The 21,430-nt window shown below is 37.9% G+C and carries 9 protein-coding genes; 2 read left to right on the top strand and 7 right to left on the bottom strand.

The genetic code is table 11. From position 1 onward, the window contains the following. Positions 1-5: 5 nt before the first annotated feature. Positions 6-779 carry a nitroreductase family protein gene (locus tag FTU38_RS10825; protein WP_180111161.1) on the top strand — a complete coding sequence of 258 codons (774 nt, stop codon included), beginning with the start codon at positions 6-8 and terminating at the stop codon, positions 777-779. A 208-nt stretch (positions 780-987) separates the two neighbouring features. Here the strand turns inward: FTU38_RS10825 and FTU38_RS10820 are convergent, their stop codons facing one another. Together FTU38_RS10820 and FTU38_RS10815 are read right to left on the bottom strand one after the other, a co-directional pair. Beyond that, positions 988-1,305, bottom strand: coding sequence for an NGG1p interacting factor NIF3 (locus FTU38_RS10820; protein WP_180111159.1), 318 nt, complete (start codon positions 1,303-1,305; stop codon positions 988-990). 15 nt (positions 1,306-1,320) lie between these two features. Further along, entirely contained in the window at positions 1,321-2,202 is an 882-nt protein-coding gene (locus FTU38_RS10815; RefSeq protein WP_180111157.1) for a LysR family transcriptional regulator, read from the bottom strand. Between the two features lie 156 nt (positions 2,203-2,358). Between FTU38_RS10815 and FTU38_RS10810 the strand changes: the two genes are divergently transcribed. Beyond that, positions 2,359-4,101: an FAD-dependent monooxygenase gene (locus FTU38_RS10810; RefSeq protein ID WP_180111155.1), complete on the top strand. Its 1,743-nt coding sequence runs from the start codon at positions 2,359-2,361 to the stop codon at positions 4,099-4,101. A gap of 28 nt (positions 4,102-4,129) precedes the next feature. On the opposite strand, the gene FTU38_RS10805 is transcribed toward FTU38_RS10810, so the two are convergent. The 5 genes from FTU38_RS10805 to FTU38_RS10790 form a co-directional block, all read right to left on the bottom strand. Further along, entirely contained in the window at positions 4,130-4,597 is a 468-nt protein-coding gene (locus FTU38_RS10805) for a hypothetical protein (protein WP_180111153.1), read from the bottom strand. A gap of 78 nt (positions 4,598-4,675) precedes the next feature. Continuing rightward, on the bottom strand, positions 4,676-4,804 hold the full coding sequence (locus FTU38_RS16860) for a KGW motif small protein (RefSeq protein ID WP_257225708.1): 129 nt from the start codon (positions 4,802-4,804) through the stop codon (positions 4,676-4,678). Positions 4,805-5,131: 327 nt separating this feature from the next. Next, on the bottom strand, positions 5,132-8,968 hold the full coding sequence (gene purL, locus FTU38_RS10800) for a phosphoribosylformylglycinamidine synthase (protein WP_180111151.1): 3,837 nt from the start codon (positions 8,966-8,968) through the stop codon (positions 5,132-5,134). A 386-nt stretch (positions 8,969-9,354) separates the two neighbouring features. After that, positions 9,355-19,452, bottom strand: coding sequence for a hemagglutinin repeat-containing protein (locus FTU38_RS10795; protein WP_180111149.1), 10,098 nt, complete (start codon positions 19,450-19,452; stop codon positions 9,355-9,357). Between the two features lie 10 nt (positions 19,453-19,462). After that, on the bottom strand, positions 19,463-21,169 hold the full coding sequence (locus tag FTU38_RS10790; RefSeq protein ID WP_180111147.1) for a ShlB/FhaC/HecB family hemolysin secretion/activation protein: 1,707 nt from the start codon (positions 21,167-21,169) through the stop codon (positions 19,463-19,465). Between the last annotated feature and the right edge of the window lie 261 nt (positions 21,170-21,430).

The following is a 21,430-nucleotide window of genomic DNA, read 5'->3' as shown; positions in this document are numbered from 1 at the left end:
TCCACATGACTGCAGCATCACAAACTGAAACTAAACCTGAAAAGAAACGCTACTACGAGCCTGCGCCTGAAGGCATCGATATCGAGAATTTTAAAAAAATTGTACAAAGCCGTCGTTCTGTACGTAAGTTTACCGACAAGGCCATTCCAAACGATGTTTTAGATGAATGCTTAGACCTTGCCCTGCTTGCGCCAAATTCATCAAATTTACAGCCTTGGACATTCTATGTCGTTCAGAACCCTGCAAAGAAAAAACAGTTGGTGAAAGCTTGCTTAGGGCAACTTGCGGCAAAAACTGCTGCTGAATTGATTGTCTGTGTCGCGCGTACCGACCGTGTAGATGAAATGGCAAAACGGAATATTTCGGAATTTCCATTTCCTGAAGCACCTGCAGCGGTACAGAAGTATTACAAGTTTATTCCTTATAACTATAAAACTGGTTACTTCAACGCCCTAGGTAACTTTAAGAAAGTTGCTTTCAAAGTTGCACGTACACTGGATAAACAATTGCCTGTAACAGCTTTTAATGAAGCAGATGCAAAAATTTGGGCGAGCAAAACCACAGCATTGGCTTGTGAAAACTTAGTTTTGGCTTTACGTGCCTATGGTTTTGACAGTTGTATGATGGAAGGTTTTGATGAACCTTTGGTGAAGAAGATTTTAGGATTAAATGCCCAGCAATACCCAGTGATGGTGATTGGTGCAGGTGAACGTGCTAAAGATGGTGTGTTCTTCCCGCAGTATCGTTTTGACCGTGATTTATTTATTCAGAAGGTTTAACTTGCTTTCAATTGAATACTCACAACCTCAATTAGCTACGTGACTTTAGTGTATAACGCGTAGGTATTACGTTACTTTGAAGGATCAAAGTAACCAAAATCCCTTTTTAGACAGAAGATTCATCCTTGAATCTCTGTCTAACGGGTGACATCCATGTCACCCTTCGTGTATCTACTTTTTTCTATAACTTAAAAATTTAAAAGCATCATTAAAATTGAATATCCACCATTTGAATAAACTCAAATGCCGGCTCTTCATAAGGATGACTTACTTTTAAAGCCCTTGCGACCTCACTCGCCTTCTCTTCAGGCACGATGGTTTCCACACGCCATTCAGGGATAGATTCAAGCTGATCCAACTCACCAATAAATGGATTTGCACCTTTTACAGGTTTAAACTGCCCTGTTCCAATTACTTGCCAAGCGCAGTGTTCATAGTTGCCTATACCGCCTGCTCCTGCTTCAAATACGGCCAGTTTAGTCGACTCTAAGTGAGACTCAGGTACATAATAAATCAGTTTTAACATTGGTTATTCCAGACGCTATTGTGCAGTTACATTATTTAAAGCACTGTAAATCATTTTCAATGCAACATTATTCGATGCATGCGGATAGGTAGCATATAAACCTAATTTCGGTAATTCCACATCAGTTTGAATGACTTTGACCGAATCATTTAAAAACTTGAGTAAATATTCAGGCACAAAACTCAGTCCCATGCCCATATTAATCAAATTTAAATGCTGCATGACATTGGTCACCCACAGCATGTGATCATGTTGTTGCTGATCAAAAGGAATCAAGGCATTTAAGGTATCGTAAAATACAGGGGAAGCATTTTGTTCACACATAATAATGGTGTGATTTTTTAACTCTTGAAGTTTTAAGATGCGATCTGATGGGTGCAGATGCGCTGCGCCAACCAAATAAATTTGCTCACTTAAAACCTGAATATTGGTAAAGTCGTCATGGCTTAAGTGGTAACGAGTAAAACTAATATCCAATTCAGTATTTTTAAGTTTTTGAATCTGCTCAGTACACGTCAAGCTATGTAAATGAATTTTTAAATCAGGAATATGCTGTTTTAATTGCGCCAAAATACTCGGCATAATTTTCAATTCTGCGACATTTAAAAAGCCAATATGTATCTGATTATTTTTGGCTTGCGCCACGTGGCGAGCTGCTGCTACAGCTTGTTTGGCATTTTCTAGTGCTTGCTCGGCATATTTCAGAAAAGCCTGCCCTTCATCGGTCAGTAAGACTTTGCGAGCAGAACGTTCAAATAATTGCACCCCAACTTCCTGTTCTAAATCTTTAATTTGCTGACTGAGCGATGGTTGTACTGTAAATAGTTTTTCCGCTGCCTTAGTGAAACTTTGTTCTTTCGCCACCGTCACAAAATAACGTAAATGTCGTAATTCCATTCGCTTCACTCCACACACTCACTACATCACCCGTGTCATGCAGTCAAAATACCAATAGATCTATAGTTTATATGAATATCCATTCTACTCAGAAAATCATTTGCCTAGACTGCGGACTATTCCAAGTTTGCGCTTCACATACACATGGAGTTTTGTATGACACAGCAATTCGATACCGATGTTCTGATTATTGGCACAGGGCCTGCGGGTTCTACTTTAGGTTTAGCCTTGGCAAATTATGGCATTCAGGTTCAGCTTTTTACCCAATTTAATTGGTTAGCCAATAGTCCTCGTGCCCATATTACCAACCAACGTGCGATGGAAGTGTTACGTGACTTAGGTATCGAAGAACAAGTTCTCGACATTGCCACACCTTGGGAACAAATGGGTGAAAGCCTCATTACCACAAGTCTTGTCGGTGAAGAAATTGCCCGTATGAGTGCTTGGGGCACGGGCGATGAACGTCATGGCGATTATATTAAAGGCAGCCCTTGTCCATTGGTTGATCTCATTCAACCGAAAATGGAAGCTTTATTAGTTAAAAATGCGGCTGAACGTGGTGCGATTTATAATTTTAATACTGAATATTTATCGCATGTACAAGATGAACATGGCGTAACTGCAACATTCCTTAATCGTATTACCCAGACTGAATTTAGCTTACGTGCCAAATATTTAATTGGTATGGATGGGGCTCGTTCTAAAGTGCTTGAGCAACTTGATTTACCGCTTGAAGGTGTGATGTCACGCGCCGGTACGGTATACGTGACCTTTAAAGCAGATCTTTCACAATATGTGAAAAACCGCCCTGCTATTTTGCAATGGATTGTTAACCCTGAAGCGAGCTTTGGTGATTTGGGCATGGGCTTACTCCGTGCCATTACACCTTGGAATGAATGGATTATGGGTTGGGGCTTTGATATTTCCAAAGGCGAACCACAAGTCACCGAAGAACAAGTTCGTGCGCGTTTAAATGCCTTTGTTGGTGCAGAAGTTGAAAATGTCGAAATTCAAAAACTGTCTTATTGGTATGTGAACCAAACATGGGCAACTGAATATTCAAAAGGTCGTGTATTCTGCGGTGGTGATGCGGTGCATCGTCATCCACCATCAAGTGGCTTAGGTTCAAATACCTGTATGCAAGATGCTTTTAACCTCGGTTGGAAATTGGCGTATGCCATCAAAGGTTGGGCTGCTCCTGCTCTACTTGAATCTTATACCACTGAGCGTGCGCCTGTCGGCAAGCAAATCGTGGCGCGTGCCAATCAATCTCGCTTTGACTATAAGCATCTCAAAGAGGTATTTGGTTTTGACCAAGGCATCACAACTCAAGCTCAAATGATGCAACGTATTTTTGCGGAAGATGAACAAGCTGCAGAAATTCGTCAAAAGCTATATCAAGCCTTAGAAATTAAAAACTTTGAGTTTAATGCCCAAGGTGTAGAGTTGAATCAGCGCTATACATCCAATGCCATGATTGCGGAATCTGAGCCTGAGATCTTTGCCAAAGATCAACAGCTTTACTTGCAAGCAACCACGCGTCCGGGGGCTAAAGTTCCACATACTTGGATTATTGATGCCAAAGGCTATAAGCAATCAACTCTAGATATTACTGGGCATGGTCGTTTCACTCTACTGACAGGTCTTTCAGGCAAAGGTTGGAAATCTGCTGCTGAATCGTTGAATCTACCTTATTTAGATGTGATTCAAATTGGATCACGTGAATATCGTGACGTTTATGGGACATGGAATGCGAAATCTGAAATCCATGAATCAGGCGCTGTCTTAGTTCGTCCAGATGGTTATGTCGCTTGGCGATACCAAGACAGTACTAATGCTGCTTTTGATTATGAAAATACGTTGAAGGCGGTGTTAAAACAGATTCAATTGGCTGTTTAATCAAAAAAACCACCTTCGGGTGGTTTTATTAATTCAATACTTTAGGATTTTTCTTTCCTACAATGTTGTTTTTTTCTACACCTATTTCAGCTTTATCTAACAACAAGACTAAATTTTGTGTTCGATGATTTGAACTTTTTGGCACAAAACTATTTTGACTATATCCATTTTTATAAACGCAAATCGACCAACTATATTTTGCTGGAAATATATGAATAAATTGCAAACTTTTCTCTGCAGAAAATGTAGCAATTCCTTCCTGTGTTTTTTTTAATGTAGATTCAGTAAAAGACTTGCCTTGCCATGTTGTAAGATTTAAAAATACTTCTGCATCGTCCAACTTTTCATTTTGCTCATTGATAACAGTTATATTAATTTTCGGATGCTTCGTTTTTAAAATAGGAAAGCACCCACTTAACAATGTTGACGGAAACATAAAGCCTAAAAGTAAAAATATTTTTATATCTTTTAATAATAAAAATTGTTTAAAGCTCATTATTAATTTTTGCAGTTTTTTAATTATGCATTAGTTTACATAAAAAACCGCCTTACAGCGGTTTCAATTGTTCAAATATTACATCTGTAAAGCATAACCCAAAACTAAAAACACCAACTGCAAACACACCACTGCACCAAAAAGCTTCCAGCCCTTTTTACGCAGCGCAGACTTATCCACTGCTGAATATTCTACTATTTTAATCATGTCATCACCTCATCATGAGTGTTGATACTGAACACGTTTAGTTATCCATCTTTCTTTTATCTTGCTGTCTTTTATCTTGCATAGTTATTGTGCATAAATTACACACTAGCATGTTTCCACAAATATAAAAGCAAAATCTAAACCAAGTTCAGTGGGAGAAATAAAAATTTAAAACCAACAAAAAACCACCCGCAGGTGGTTCAAAAAACGAAAGCGATTATATGTGTAAAAACAAGCATTCACAATAATTAATATATCTTTTGGTAAATTTTAACCATAAAAAAGCCACCCGAAGGCGGCTCTTTTCTATGATTCATCTATCTAAGATTAACCAATAAATTTACGTGCATTACGGAACATACGTAACCAAGCACCATCTTGATCCCAATCTTCTGGTTTCCACGAATGCTGAATCGCACGGAAGTTACGTTCAGGGTGCGGCATCATAATCGTTGCACGGCCGTCTTTAGACGTTACACCTGAAATCGCTTCTGGCGAACCATTCGGGTTCATTGGGTAATGCTGCGTTGGGTTGCCTTGGCTATTGACATAACGCAAGATCACTTGATCGCCTGCATTCAATGCTGCAATGTTTTCCGCACTAGCAACCACACGGCCTTCACCATGTGCAACAGCGATAGGAAGAATCGAACCTTCCATGCCTTCTAACAATACAGAGTTAGATTTTTCAACGCGTACGTTAACTGCACGCGCTTCAAACATCTCAGATGTATTACGGTGGAAACGAGGCCAAGCTTCTGCGCCAGGAATAAGCGGTGCAAGCTGAGACAACATTTGGCAGCCGTTACAGATACCTAGAGAGAATGTTTCATCACGGTTGAAGAATTTCTCAAATTGGTCACGAAGTTTAGGATTGAACAATACAGATTTAGCCCAACCGCCGCCTGCGCCCAATACGTCACCGTAAGAGAAACCGCCACACGCTACTAGACCTTCAAAGTCATCAAGACTGATACGGCCAGCAAGCAAGTCACTCATGTGTACGTCTACGGTATTGAAGCCGACTTTATCGAATGCAGCAGCCATTTCTACATGACCGTTTACACCTTGTTCACGCAGAATCACCATGTTTGGACGGCGTTCATTGATGTACGGCGCTTCGATTGGCTCGTTCAAATCAAATGTTGGTTTTGCAATTAAACCTGCATGTGATTTGTCCGCGATTAACGCATATTCTTGATCCGCAGTTTCTACGTTGTCACGTAGACGTTGGATTTGATGCGACACTTCTGTCCATGCTTGCTGTAATTCAGCACGGTCTAAGCTCAAACCATTTACAGTTAAAGTATCTGTATCGTTTACAGTACCTACAACTGCAATTGCATCACGCAATGAAGACGCTGCAACTTCAGCTTCTAAGGCAGCCCAATCCGCTTTGCTGATTTGAAGCACAGCACCAATTTCTTCTGCAAACAAACTTGCTGTAGATTGATCTTCAAGTGCTGCACCTAGGCGTGAAGCGAACATCATTTCTGCAACAGTTGCCAATAGACCGCCATCACCGATGTCATGGTACGCCTTGATTAGACCACGGTTGTTCCAGTCTTGAACCAATGCAAAGAATGCTTTGAAGTCATCGAAGCTATCTACATCAGGTGTTACAGAACCAATTGCTTTATAAACTTGAGCAAGGATCGAACCGCCTAGACGGAATTGACCTTTAGAAAGATCGATACGTACCAGTACAGACTCGATATTTTTAAGTTCTGGTGTCAGTGTTTTGCGTACATCAGTCACAGGTGCAAATGCTGTGATCACGCCTGACATTGGAGAAGTTACAGATTTGTCTTCACCTTCGTCATTCCAAGTGGTACGCATAGACAATGAGTCTTTACCTACTGGAATTGCGATACCTAGTGCAGGACACATTTCCATACCGATGGCTTTAACACCTTCGAATAGCGCTTGGTCTTCACCTTGTTGACCTGCAGCAGCCATCCAGTTTGCAGACAATTTAATGTCGCTGATCTGGTCGATTTTTGCAGACATGATGTTCGAAATTGATTCTGCTACAGATAAACGTGCAGACGCCGCAGGATTTAACAACGCAACTGGTGGACGTTCACCCATTGCCATTGCTTCACCTGTATAACCGACAAGGCTCGTCGTTGTAACCGCTGCATCCGCTACAGGCACTTGCCACTTACCTACGAACTGATCACGTGCAACCATACCTGTAATCGAACGGTCACCAATGGTGATTAAGAACGATTTAGATGCAACTGTAGGGTTCTTAAGCACGCGGTAAATCGCATCTTTTAAATCTGTTACTGTTTCAGCAGTGAAGTCATCGCCTTTACGTTCAATCGTTTCGTATGAACGGCTCATACGCGGTGTACCGCCAAGCATTACTTGCATTGGCATATCCACAGCTTTATTTTCAAACAGTGGATCGTTCACAGTCAATTGGCGCGCTTCAGTTGCTTCACCCAATACGGCGAATGGGCAGCGTTCACGTGCACAGAGTGATTCAAATAACTCTAAAGAAGATGGACGAATCGCCAATACATAACGCTCTTGCGCTTCGTTCGACCAGATCTCCATTGGAGACATGCCTTTTTCCAATGATGGAATTTTACGAAGATCAAGGATTGCACCTAACTCGTGATCGTTCACAAGTTCAGGCATGGCATTTGAGATACCGCCCGCACCCACGTCATGTACAGACACGATTGGGTTATGGTCTTCCATGCGCCAGCAAGCATCGATGACTTCTTGGCAACGACGTTCCATTTCTGGGTTTTCACGCTGTACAGATGCGAAATCTAGGTTTTCACCTAACTTACCGCTGTCTACAGAAGATGCAGCACCACCGCCTAGACCGATCAACATTGCAGGACCGCCAAGTACGATTAAAAGATCGCCCGGTTGGATCGCATCTTTTTCAACGTGGTCAGGACGAATGTTACCGTAACCGCCAGCAATCATAATTGGCTTATGGAAGCCTTTTACATCGCCATTTACATTTTGTTCAAATGTACGGAAGTAACCATTTAACGCAGGACGACCGAATTCGTTGTTAAACGCAGCGCCACCCAATGGGCCTTCAATCATAATTTGAAGCGGAGATGCCATACGAGACGGCTTGCCGTAGTTTTCTTCCCAAGGCTGTTCAAAGCCCGGAATATTCAAGTTAGAAACAGTGAAACCTGTTAAACCTGCTTTTGGCTTACCGCCACGGCCTGTTGCGCCTTCATCACGGATTTCACCGCCTGAACCTGTTGCAGCACCCGCAAATGGAGCAATTGCTGTCGGATGGTTATGCGTTTCCACCTTCATTAAGATGTGTGCCGCTTGGCTCTTATACTTATAAACGTGCTGACCTGTTTCTTCGTCTTTTTTCGGATAGAAACGTTGAGTGTCAAAGCCTACGATTACTGATGCGTTGTCTTTATATGCTGACAAAACGTCATCTGGAGATTCTTTATAAGTATTTTTAATCATTTGGAACAATGACAATGGCTGAACTTCACCATCAATTGTCCATTCAGAACCAAAAATTTTATGACGGCAGTGCTCAGAGTTTGCTTGAGCAAACATCATCAATTCGATGTCATGCGGGTTACGGCCAAGCTTGTTAAACGCTGCAACTAAATAATCAATTTCTTCGTCAGATAGTGCAAAACCAAACTCAGAGTTTGCTTTCACTAAAGCGTCTTTGCCTTGACCTAAAATATCAATTGCATTTAACGGCTTTGGTTCAGTTTCAGAGAACAGCGCAGTCGCTTCTTCAATTTGATTGAAAACGCTTTCTGTCATGCGGTCATGCAATGCCAGTTTTACTTCATCAGAAACAGCATTTATGCCCTTCAAAGTAAATAAAACACCGCGTTCAAGGCGATGAACCGGTGTATTACAGTTGGCAAAAATATCTGTTGCCTTAGACGACCACGGAGAGATGGTTCCAACACGTGGCGTCACTAAAATTTGGACTTCGTCACTTGCTGCTTGGTGCAATTCAAAAGATTGACCATCGTTGAGAAGCTGTAAAGCGGATTGCTGTTGTTGCTCGTTGAGCGCTTGGTCAAATAAATAAACCAATTGGCTTTCAATTGATTGAACAGAACTAATTGACGTTAAACGTGATAATAGTTGAGTTTTCTTAAATGAAGAATGTGCAGGTGCACCGGCAACGATAAACATGCTGATTTTGGCTCCACGGGCTGGTCTTTGGGACCATGCCGCAATGTGACTTGAAGAGAGCGCATATTCTACTGCGTATTGGCAAAATCAGCTAGATGGCAAAACACGTTTCTCAGCATAATTCCTATAATAAATACTAAGAATTCCTTTATTTTCAGTTAAAAAAAATTGAATGTTTAAGTTTGACAGAATGTGTTGATAGCAATATTAAGAATACTCATAACATTGAAATATTTTATAATTTTTTTCTTACTTCAAAGAATAGATCTAAAGCATATCTATAAAAAAATGTACTTGGAAACCAATTAATTCGATTAACTGGGATAAAACCTCCTATAACCAAAAGGCCACCCATGGGTAGCCATTTAGTCAATTTATTTTAAGTATTATGGGCGTAGTGTTCCATTTGACTGAACTGCATTTTTAACTTTATTCAGACCATTACCCAAAATATCTGTTATTGCTCGACTATTGGTTTTTTGATTAAGCAGATTTATATCATCTGGACTATTGTTCACATTTGACGTAATCGTTTCTGTCGATTTTCTGACGCTGCCCGGAGCACTATTAGGTGCATTATAGGTGTCTCTAGCATTGCGAACATCCCGAAGATCTTGAGAATCAATAGATGCTGCACCACTTAATTCAAATCCAGATTGCTGATTTTTCTTTTGTACTTCATTCATATTCGTGAGTTTAACTCCATTTTGTTCAGCATTTGAGTTATCTAAATTTGCAGAATTCGCATCTGGTTTAACATTTGAAGTATTTAGATTTTCGGCTGTTCCACCTGCTCGAGCAACAACACTAAAACCAGTACCTGTGACTTGACTACCTTGATAGGTTTTAGAACTTGAGTTACTAACATCAAATTCAGCACTTACCCCACCTTCATGGCGCCAGTCTTCAGTAGTCGCAGCTCCATTATTTGTACTTGACCGTTTTACTTGTTCTGCTGGAGTATCGGCTTTTGCGCCTGTTGAAAACCCTGCTCCAACATTAAATCCAGTAGAACTTTGACTAGCTGTATTTTCGGCGGCACGCAAATTAACATGTTCGCCCTCTATAGATGTATTGTTAGCGGCAAATCGAGTACCTTCAAAGTTTGCATCACCCGTGGTTGAAATACGAATATTACCACCCGTCGAATCTAAGCTACCAACCACTGCCTGAGAACTTTGCATCTGACTGTTATTTTGTCCATAACTTGCACTCGCCTCAAAGTCGCCTTTACCTGGACCAAGTCCCAATTTGGCACTTACGTCAATATCTTTTGAAGAACTACTAGACGAATGCGTATCTCGTGCTGCATTGAAGTTTAATTCTCCAGCTTGAATCGTAATATCACCAACTGACTGGAACTGAGCACCATTTAAGGTTGTTGCATTTTCTGAAATGGAAGTTATTCCACCCTCTCGTGCAACAAAACTCGATGTTACCGCTTGCGTATCATGACTCGATTCCGAACTCACTGACCCTGTGTAAGAGGCACTAACTCCTGCAGACAGACCAGTACTTCTCGATGTGCTCTGACTATCTGCTGCAACAACTCCAACACTTGCACTTGCAGAAGCACTTACACCAGCTTCAGCAGAAGCATAGACCCCGATTCTTGCATCATGTGATGAAGAATTTTTCGAATATGTTTGAGAATCGCTCACAGCTACATCTGTAATAGTTGCCGCTTTTTGGAATACGCTACCTGCATCAACTTGCGTCGCTTCATCTACAATTCCATTTAATGCTGTTCTTGAGAATTCGCCACCAGCAGTAAATGTATTGCCTTTATTTGTAACGCTTTTGAAAGATTCTTTGCTGTCTTCAGTCGCTACACGCAAGCCAGCTCCAGCTTCTGCACTCGCCCCTGCACTTGCTTGAGCACTTCCCTGCACTGGATTAATATTACTAGCATCAGCTCCAGCACCCGCACTTGCACTCGCTCCTGCTTCTGCTTGCCCACTAATATAAACACCTGCTAATCGACTAGAACTTGAGCGCGTCTCTTCGTGCGTATCTTGCACTGCAAGATTATGTATATCCTTAGCTTCTATTTTTAAATTTCCTGCTGAAGATACATTTGCACCGTGGAAAGTTGCTGTCTCATCTACATTGATGTACATACCACCCGTACCAGAACTGAGTGATGATAAATTATGGGTTGTGCTCGACATAGATTCGGATTCTTTTTCGACCTTAGCACCAATGGTAGTTGTCGTATTAAGCTGTGCTGCGACATCTGCATTTACCCCAGTATTTACACCCATTGCACCGACAGACGCACCTACACCCACTCCTGCGTTGGCACTCGCATCTGCTTCTGAATAAATACCGCTTGATGTCACTTTTTTATCACGGCTTGCATATTCAGTATTTTGTCCAGCGGTCACATTTAAAGCTTTCGCATTAATCCCTAGGCCACCTTGAACATCAACTTTAGAACCTCGGACATTTACAGTTCCTTCTTTTGAAGTTATTAATAAGCTACCTGCAGAATTAACATTTGAACTTATGCTTGAAGTACCACCACTTTTTTCTACTTCAACGGTCTTTTCTGAGAACCTTAAACTAGCTTCTCCTTTCGCACCAACTGCTACACTTGCTTCAGCCCCAACCTTAAGTTTAGAACTCTCAGTACCTGCATTCGCTTCGGCAAAAGTATCACTTTGATCCTGTGTTGAATCTAGATACCTCTGAGTCGTTAAACTTTGAGGTGCTTCAGAATCAATTTGCTCTGCCTTCGTGCCGTAGATCGGTTTATTATTGTCTTTTTGCCCACTATTGGTTGCTTTCAAATATGTTGTGGTTGTAGTTTTCTTCTCATGGTGTTGTTCATCTTTACCATCAAGAATATCAACTCCCTTTTTGCCACTTAAAATACTTAAACTTTCTTTATCTTTAATATTTAAATTTGACCCCTCAATCACGATTTTATTTGCAGAGTCAACAACAATACTTCCTACTGTGACCTCACTTGCATTATTTGTACCTTTAAAATCTTTAGTTTCTTGAGATTGTTTACCCCAAATACCACCGCCAACACCAAAGCCTGAACGAGATGATTGTGATGTAACTTGTTCAGTATCTTGAACAGATTCAATTTTAAAATCACCACCCGTTTGTACATAAAGCTGACCGGTAACATCCAACTTACTACCTGAAATAACAGTATTTCCGCCACTAATCATTGCTGCATCTGAACCAAAACTGACATCTGAACCTTCATGATTAACAGTTTGGGAATTCATCGTACCTTTACCGATACTCTTCGTGGTTGCAATTACATTACCTTGTTCATCTTTTTGCTCATAAATAACGTCACCGCGCTTAATGTTTTTGGTTTCCGCTTTTTTAAATTCAATTGCAGAGATATTAATATCGCCATCAGCATTTAGCATAGCGGCTCCCTCAGCTTTTAATGCAGCACCAATATTATTAATATCTTTTGCAGCATCAATCACTAAAGAGTTTTTGCTTACTATACTTGCTTTTGGCCCAACAACAGTTTCGTTATATGCATCACCACCAAAATTATAAACCTTAGTAATATTATTTACCGAACCTTGAGTTGAAGTAAGGTTTATATCATCACCTGAAATTTTACCGCTTAGGTTATTAATATCGTTTAAAGAAGTAATATTTACATAACCACCTTTAACAGTGGATTCATTGTTCGTAAATGATTTTACATCCAATGAAACTTCGAGGTTACCACGCAACACAGAACCTGTAGTTTCAATATCACTGATTGTTTTAGAGCTCAAATACACTTGTGGAACAAGTACGGTTTGACCAGCAACTTTTTGTTCGACCATCCAAACAATATCGGTATGTAAATTTTTCAATTGATCCGCAGATAATGCTTTACCATATTCAAGGTTTAAAATTTCTTGACTTTCAGCAGCATTACTAAATAGACGTTGAATCATTTCAACTTGTGATTCAAATCCAGAAGCCAAGACGTTTCGCCCACCAAGCTGGTCCAATTGCTTTTGGATCAAATTCATTTCATAGCTATCATCACCTAAACGTTTTAATAATGCGTCAGGATCAATTCCTAATAATTCATTTAAATAACTTGAACCAATAACATCTGCAGATTCGCCATAAATTGGATTACGCTCTACCAAATACTGGGAAGTTGGATCTTTAGATTGAATATATTCCGTATTACGACCCGCCGGTAAATTAATATCTACAGTTGGAATTTTATCTACTGGATAAACTGGGCGTTCAACAGGCAAGGTTTCTTCAGGCTTTTCTTCTGAATCACCAGGATCAACATCATCTGCATTTTGCGTCATTTCTGCTTTATTTTCTTGACTAAGATCTTGATCAGTTTCAATATCTTTTTGATCTGATGGAGATCCTTCACCTTCGATTTTGGTTGGATCTACAGATCCCTCCTCTACACCATTTTTTGACGTATCTTGTTCAAAATTTTGAAGTTTTTCTGGAGTTATATTCCCACATTCCTTGTTACAGTCATTTAAGGGATTAGCGGGTTCAGGAGTTTTAGGATTAGAAATTGAACTATTTTCCGGTTTATCTTTTTCAGAAACATCTTGTGCATAAATTGAATTAATAAAATGCCCATTACCATCTACCTTAACGATAGCTGATGCAGCTATAACGGATTTCTTGGTCGGTTCATAATTTTCAGAATTAGTTGTAAGCGGACTACCTAAACTAAAATAATTACCCGCAATAATTTTTTTCTTAAATACATCAACAACATTAGTCATATCTTCATTTTTAACCTTATCTTTATAAAAAAGATATTGTTCTAAATCAGCAAAGAATTCATCTTGTTTAATGTTGACATTACCTGCAGCTATTTGTTTTTCGTATAACGCTTTGTCCGTGTCCGACAAAGATTCATAAAATATTTTTTGAATATAATGAACAAGATAATTAATTTCCTGATCATCTTCAATGTTTAAGCCATTGAGTTCTGTCGGTATTTTAAAGCCGCTTGTTCCATCTTTGACCAGAAAAACACCCACGTCCCATCGACTAGGCTTATCAACTTCATCAGAGATCGCCAAATACTGAACTGTCACTTTTTGATCACGAACAAGTTCTAAACTTTCATTTTTAAAGACTGCATCCTTTGCTAAATCTAAATTAATTCGGCCTTTGCCGTCAATTACACTGCCAGACGCATAAATCTGACCACCTAAATTTTGCCCAGATTTATCGACTTTAATCGTGACATTACCATCGTCTGCAATGATGCTAGCGGACTCAGTATGCTTTAGATAATTTGTTAAAGTTTTAAAATACTGATCTTCAGTTCCTTCACTATCAGGTCTAACTGACAAATCAGTATTTTTAGTCCAAATCTCGGTGATAAAGCCCGCATTAACACCATTATCATGGCCTTTATCTCCCTGGAAGGCAATCTGATTCCAGACTATGGTATTACCAAATTCATCCGTCCCAGTTTTATTTACCTTCTTTTCACTATTCCAACCAATACCGACATTTTTTGGTATTTTCCAAGTTAACTTATTTGATAGTGCATGACCCATATAAGTTGTTGAATTAATAAAATCACCTTTAGTGTCAATTAAAATATTACCGTTTTTACTGTTCAATAAATAGTTGTTGGTAAAGTTATTGGCATAGATATTAATATCACCTAAAGCTGAAATTACGCCACCTGAACCCGTATCAGTAAATAACTTAGAACCATCTTGTTGTACTTTATAACTAGAAAATTCTATGCCATGTTTTTTGTTCTCAATATCTGTATTATTTCTCGATTCTGAACCAATACTTAATACATTGGCATAAATACTGCCTGAGTTTTCAATTTTATTTGCATGCTCAATTTGAGTATTTAAATTCAACTCACCGTTAGACACTATGGCAGAATCAAGAGATTCACCTTCACTACTCAAAGCAATCTCATTGACCAATAAATCTGCATCAATATTTAACTGTGAATTCTCATTTGCAAATATCAAGTTTTTATTATTAATCTGTGCTGCTTTGATCGAGTTATTCTTAGAGTCTGCACGTACAAAACCATTGATCTCATTTGTAAAATTATGAGTTAAAATCAAATCAGATGAAATTAAGTTTGTTGTTGCAGTATTTTGCATAGTATCTGCCAATAATTTAGCACTATGCAAAGTCAATGTCCCCAAATTATCAAAGAAAGGCTGATTTTTTAAATTAAGTTGTGCATTATAAAAATATGCTGAAGCTTCAGCTTTATTATTAAAAGTATCAACAACCAACTCATTCAAATCGGTATTTGGAGCATTTTTACCACTTAAATATAGACTACCGTAGTTATCTAATAAATTAATCCTATCTGCGATAAAACTCGTGTAAATATTGAATTCTGCATTTTTATTGTTATAAATATTCAATACTTGTGTCAAATCCAATTTCGACAGTTGTAAATTCAATGCATCTACACGCCCAATATTGCGAAATAAATTTGTTTTCAAATTCAAGTTTGAACTTGAAATATCTTTATTCTGAATATTTGCTGCTTGTAATGTAAGTTGATCAGTTGCATCATTTGAATAGGTCATAATTAACCCATCATTTTGAATTCCAGCTGATGATTTAGTATCCAAGCTGATTAAACTTGCTTGGCCACCTGACAAAATATCACCTTGGTTAATAATTTGACCTGAGGAGGTAATATGAAGTTGCTTTCCAGCATGTAAAACAGCTTTATCAAAGTTAGTTAAGCTTTGATTATTTATTACATCTAATTGATCATAGGCTAAAATATTACCTTTATTAGTTAAATCTTTTGCATCTATCTCAACATTTTTAGCAACTATCTTATTTTCATTATCTAGTTTAGTACTAATTATATCGATATTATTTTCAGACTGTATCAACCCAGTATTTAATACTTTAGCAGCGGAATCCGCTGTTTCTAGCTTAATAGAATCTACAGCTAACAGTGAACCATCATTTTGGATGTCTGATTTACGCGACAAAATATTTAAATTTGCGTTGCTGCTGATCAAACCTGATGTGCTGTTATCAAAACTATTTACACGAATATCCAAATTAGAATTCGTAAAAATAGATCCTTGGTTTATAAATTCATTTAAGTCACTAAAGCTTAATTTATTTGACTGTATTGCACCCAAATTTATTAGATTTAAAACATCAATGCTTAATTGATTTTTACCAAACAAATTACCAAAATTGTTTAGGCTTTTTTTGGCTGTCATCTCAAGCATATCGGATGCACTGAATAAGCCATCTTGATTAACAATAATATCACTTGCATTAACATCAATTAAGCCAGCATAAGCAAGGCCATCATTAACTAATTTATTAGTATTCAGGCTTAAATTTTGTGAAGAATTTAGTACTGCATCTTTTTGCGTAATTAAATCTTCTTGTGCTGTAAGCAATGTATTTTTTGATTCAATCCATCCTGCATGGTCAATATTTCCAGCTTGAACTGACGCTATTTGTTCAGCAATAACAACTGCAGAATCATCGATAATTGCTTGACCTTTAGTCAGTACTTGAATATTTTTAGAACTGGTTTGACCAGATATTTTTAATTGCTTTTCTGCATTTAATACAATATTTTCATCACTAATCAGTACACTATTTTTACTCAAATCAAGATTATTTCCAGCCGTCAAAGTTGTATTTTTAGACAAAATTGTACGACTAACATTTATATCCTGTGCACCTAGTTTAGCTTCATTTTGAACACTAATTTTTGCGTCTTGAATTAAATGATTTGTAGCTTGTATATCTGCATTTTCAGCAACAAATTTACCCTTCAATTGAATATTTTTAGCTTTTAAATCTGCATTTTGAATAATGGAATAAATCGCACTATCAGCTGATTTTAGTTCATCTGTTGCCTCTAAGCTTAGGTTAGATGCATTTAACAATCCATCTTGTTGAAGATCAGATGCTTTCACAGAAATTTTTTCGTTAGCAACCAATTCAGCTGTATGTTTAATGTCAATTTTTTCATCAGCTTTTAAAGTTGCGTTACGCGCATAAATTCCGCCCTCAATTGACATTGTTTTCGCAACAATATCTGCATAATTCTGATGTAAAAGCGATGCATCCTTTCCGACATTGAATGTATTGATGGCAGTAATTTGTGAATTAATACTTTTAAGCTGCCCTAGAAGCTCAATATTTTCTGCACTCAACTTCACTAGATCAGTTGCAGCAAGTTGACCTAGCTGGCTTAATTTCAATGTTTCAACTGCATTCAAATCTAGTGATTTTGCAAAAATCAGACCACTAGAACTAATATGGGTTCCTTGTAATGTAGCTTGATCTTGGGCAATTAACGATGCCGAATCATTCACCACTATGGAATCTTGGCTTGTTGAATTAATTTGATTTGCGTATATTTTCCCTGATAATTCAGTATCTTTTGCTTGTAGTTCAACACTTCCGATAATATTTAAAAGACCTGTCTGAGTCACTTTTAGATTTTTATCAGAATTTAATTTCACTTGATTTGATTCGACATAACCATCGATTTGAACCAAATCAGATGCTTTCAGATGAGTTTTACTTTCAGCTATTAAATCTGCAGAATTCTTCAACAAAATAGATTGTGCTGTAGCATCAATGTTCTCTGCATAATTCTTGCCAGCTAATTGTATGTTTTCTCCAGAGAGTGACAATTGTTGAGCTACTGAAATAAGCGAATCTTCTTGTGTTATAAAATTGTTTTCAGCCGAGATTTTATTATTTTTTGCATACAACTGACCTGCCAATTCAATATTTTGAGCATTCAGATTCATCTCATCTGTCGCTGACCAAACTGAAGCGTGTCCGATAGTTAAATTGTTAACGATATTGGCTTTCTGTTGTACTGTAAAAATTTGCCCCTGAACATTTGCATCTTTGGCTGCTATATCCAATGTTTTTTGGCTTTTTAAAACACTATTTTGACCAATATTAAGCTGATCATTGGCTTGAATTTGAACTGATTCCGCATCAGCTTCAGCATTTAAATCTATATTTTCAGCTTGTATATCAATCTTGCTTGTTGTCGACTTAAGCTTCGCTTGGTCAATATTAATATTTCCAAATTGACTCTGAACCAATACATTTTTTTGTCCAATGACTTTTGTATTTTGGTTCAATTCAATATTATTTTGTGCTTTAAGTAATATATCCCTGCTTAATGATGCTATTTCAGTTGCACCATGTGTTGTCAGTGTTCCACTTTCAATCGATAGTTGTTCTTTTGAAGTCAGCGTTGAATTTTGAACCGTTAGTTTTTCTTTATTCTTGATATTCAGCTTTTCATTGACATTTAATATAGCCTTATTCAATGCCATATTTTTAGTTGTAAAGTTGGCATTGTTTTCTGCATCAATAGTTCCATCTGTAATACCTAAGTCGATTTGATCATTATCTTGCGAACCAATTTCAATATTTTTTGCACTTAAACTACCAGCAAGGTTTATTTGTTGCACTGAAGCATTGGTATTTTGAAGACTGATTGTTTCCTTTGCTGATATTTTGTTTTTTAGCTCAATTTTCCCTGCTGCAGTTAAAATAAAGTCCTGAGCACTAGCCGCTACATTTCCTAGCATTTTCACCCCGACACCTTGGTCAGACGAAATTAAACTAATGCGATCTGCATAAATCCCTCCAAGCAATGTAGAGTCTATTGCATAGGTAGGATTATTTTGTAAGTCACTAACAGCGGTGACCTGACCTGTTTTAGCGTCATAATCATGTGCACCTGTAACAACTTCAAGTTGTTTGGCATTAATTTGACCGTCTACATTCAAATTACGGGAAAGCAATTGTAAAAGGTTCTGTTCTGAACCATTTAAGCCATTTCCATTTACAGTGATGTTTCCTTGACGAATACTGTAACCATTAATTGAGCCATCAGTTGAAAACTGTGGTGTGCCCGTTGTTAGTGTTGCTCTATCTGTGTTAATAAATCCACAACCTGAACATGTAATGCCATACGGATTTGCAATAACAAGGTCAGCTTTAGCTCCTGCAATTTCAATATGACCACTTAGCTGACTTCGATTTGTACCTGTAACTTCATTTAAAATAACGCGCGCACTTTTATCCAAGTTTTTGTTAGTTTGAATTTTTCCAGCTAACTGAGTCATCACAGATAACGCATCTGGCTTCATCGCGGCATTATTTAAGACTTGGCCTGATTTATCTACGTTATAATTTAAATAGCGGTTATGTGAAATTCCTGCTGCATTTGCAGTTGCAATATCAATAACTTGTACACCATTATTGGCATTATAAACACGTGTATTGCCAGATTGGACCTCTACATTTGCAAAGCTTTGTTGCACAAATAGCATGGCCGCCAAAGGTGTAAGTACCGCAAAAAAGCCTGTTACTTTCCCTACTACCGACTGTGCACCATCTTTACTACCTGATGTATCTTTTCCTTTAGAAGAAACTGTTTCTGATACAACATCAAATGCATTCTTTGACTTATTCCAAATTGTTTTATAAATATGATTCATGGTTTATTCCTTAAAATGAAACAGTCGTAGAGAAGAAAAAGTCAGCAGATTGCTTCTTCATAAAGTTTTCTTGATGAATAGGTTGAGTTGCGATTAACTCGAGAGAAACGTTACTTACGTTGAAGGTCGTGCTCAAACTGACACTACTGAGTTCACCAACGGAGTTTGAATTTACTTTGCTATCAACTTTGCCGTAATCTAGACCAAGTACATGGCGTGCATAAACAGCCGTACCATTGATGTCATAAGCTTTATTAAGGGTTAAATCATTTTTAAATGCATAGCCATGATCACCACTCAAAGAGTTTTGATTAAAGCCACGTACACTATATAAACTGCCGATTGAATATTGTTCTGAACCATAAAGTGGATCAAAAGCTTGCTGCCCTGAGAAACTACTAGAAAGGCTAAAGCTTTGTCCTAACCAGTTAAAGCCTTTTAAATAACTGATGCCATAGCTCAATTTTTCGAATTGCGCTTTAGGCATATCTACTGGTAAATCTGAGGCATCTTCCAAAGCGTTAAATACTTTTAAGCCTTTGGCATAGCCAAGATTCATATTGACTAAACCTGTAAATAATCGATCACTATAGTTAAGACCTAAATCTAATACACTTAGTTTTCGGCTACTCACCCCAAGTTTGATATTTTCTAAAAAGGCTTCTGTATCTTTTGAGGTAAGTGCTGCATTTATACGAAATTGATTGTTTAATCCACGGTGTATGAGTCGATCTAACTTTGCCGAGTAGGTGACAGTTTCACCATGAGATACCAGTTGATTTAAGCCAGTATCAATTGTGCTGTCATATTCAGAGCGAGATGCATTTAAATTCAATGTGTTATAACCAAATGGCAAAACATACATTGCACTCGCAGAAAACGAGTCAGTTCGATTTATATTGAAAGGTAATGATCTATTATATGAAACATTAATTAAGTCATTTAAACCAAATGGATTATCTAGGCTAAGCCCCAATGCTGCTTGATTTTCGCCTGTTGAATCCTGCCCTTTATTGTCATAACTAAAATATCCATTCAGTCGCTTTGAAGGCTCATTATCAAAAACAACAATACTTTCACCGGGCTGTTCGCCAGCTAAAATATCCATTTTGGCATTATTTGATTGGAGGCGATTAATTTGATCAATCGCTTGCTCAAGATCACGCAGATTCAATGGTTTGCCTTTTACAAAGCCAAAAGCAGTCGCCAAAGATAGTGTACCTTGCGCTCTCTCGGTTGTTTTTAGCTCTGTTAATTTTCCCTCTTCTATTTGTAATATTAAAATTCCAGATTTTAAATCTTGTTCTGGCAAATAGACTCTTGTCGCGACATAACCTTGATTTAAATATGAAGCAGTAATTTGACTCATCAATCCTTCAATCGCATGTGTATTCATACAACTATTGGTGTAAGGAGATATAATTGAGTCTAGTGCTTTATTTTTAAGTAAATGATTCCCAGAAACTTCAATTTTTTGAATATCATTACAAGGACCTGAATCACTTGTACCAATACTTGGCGCAGCTGCTTCTATTCGTGTTGGTGGCTTTGACGATTGTAATAATTGCTGTTGTTCATATTTCAGCCGTTCTTGTATATTTTGTTGTAAACGTTCATTTTCTTTATTTGCCAAATCCACAGGATTGTTTGCATGTGCATAATTCATGCATCCTGCAATAGCGATACACAAGCTTAATTTTTTGATTGATAATTTCATAAGTGATCCTAGAAGAAGAATCTGCCTGCTTTTTTAGTTACAATTTTTAATAAAAAAGAAACAGATTTTCGTAAAGTATCACTATTGACTTATTTTTCTATCACTGAAAATAGTTATATTTCCAGCAAGTGATTATAAATTAGGGTCTGTTGACATTTGTTGATTAAAAAAATAGCGAGATAGTAAAATTAAATCGCCAAACCCAATTTTACACTCGCTATGCCTCGAACAATGCTAAATGATCAACACTGGTCCAAGTTA

Origin of the sequence: Acinetobacter sp. YH12098 (assembly GCF_013419235.1) — a bacterium.
In the GTDB taxonomy this organism is placed as follows: domain Bacteria; phylum Pseudomonadota; class Gammaproteobacteria; order Pseudomonadales; family Moraxellaceae; genus Acinetobacter; species Acinetobacter amyesii.
The sequence above is the reverse complement of the archived record's forward strand: the minus strand, read 5'-3'. Positions and strand labels throughout refer to the sequence as shown.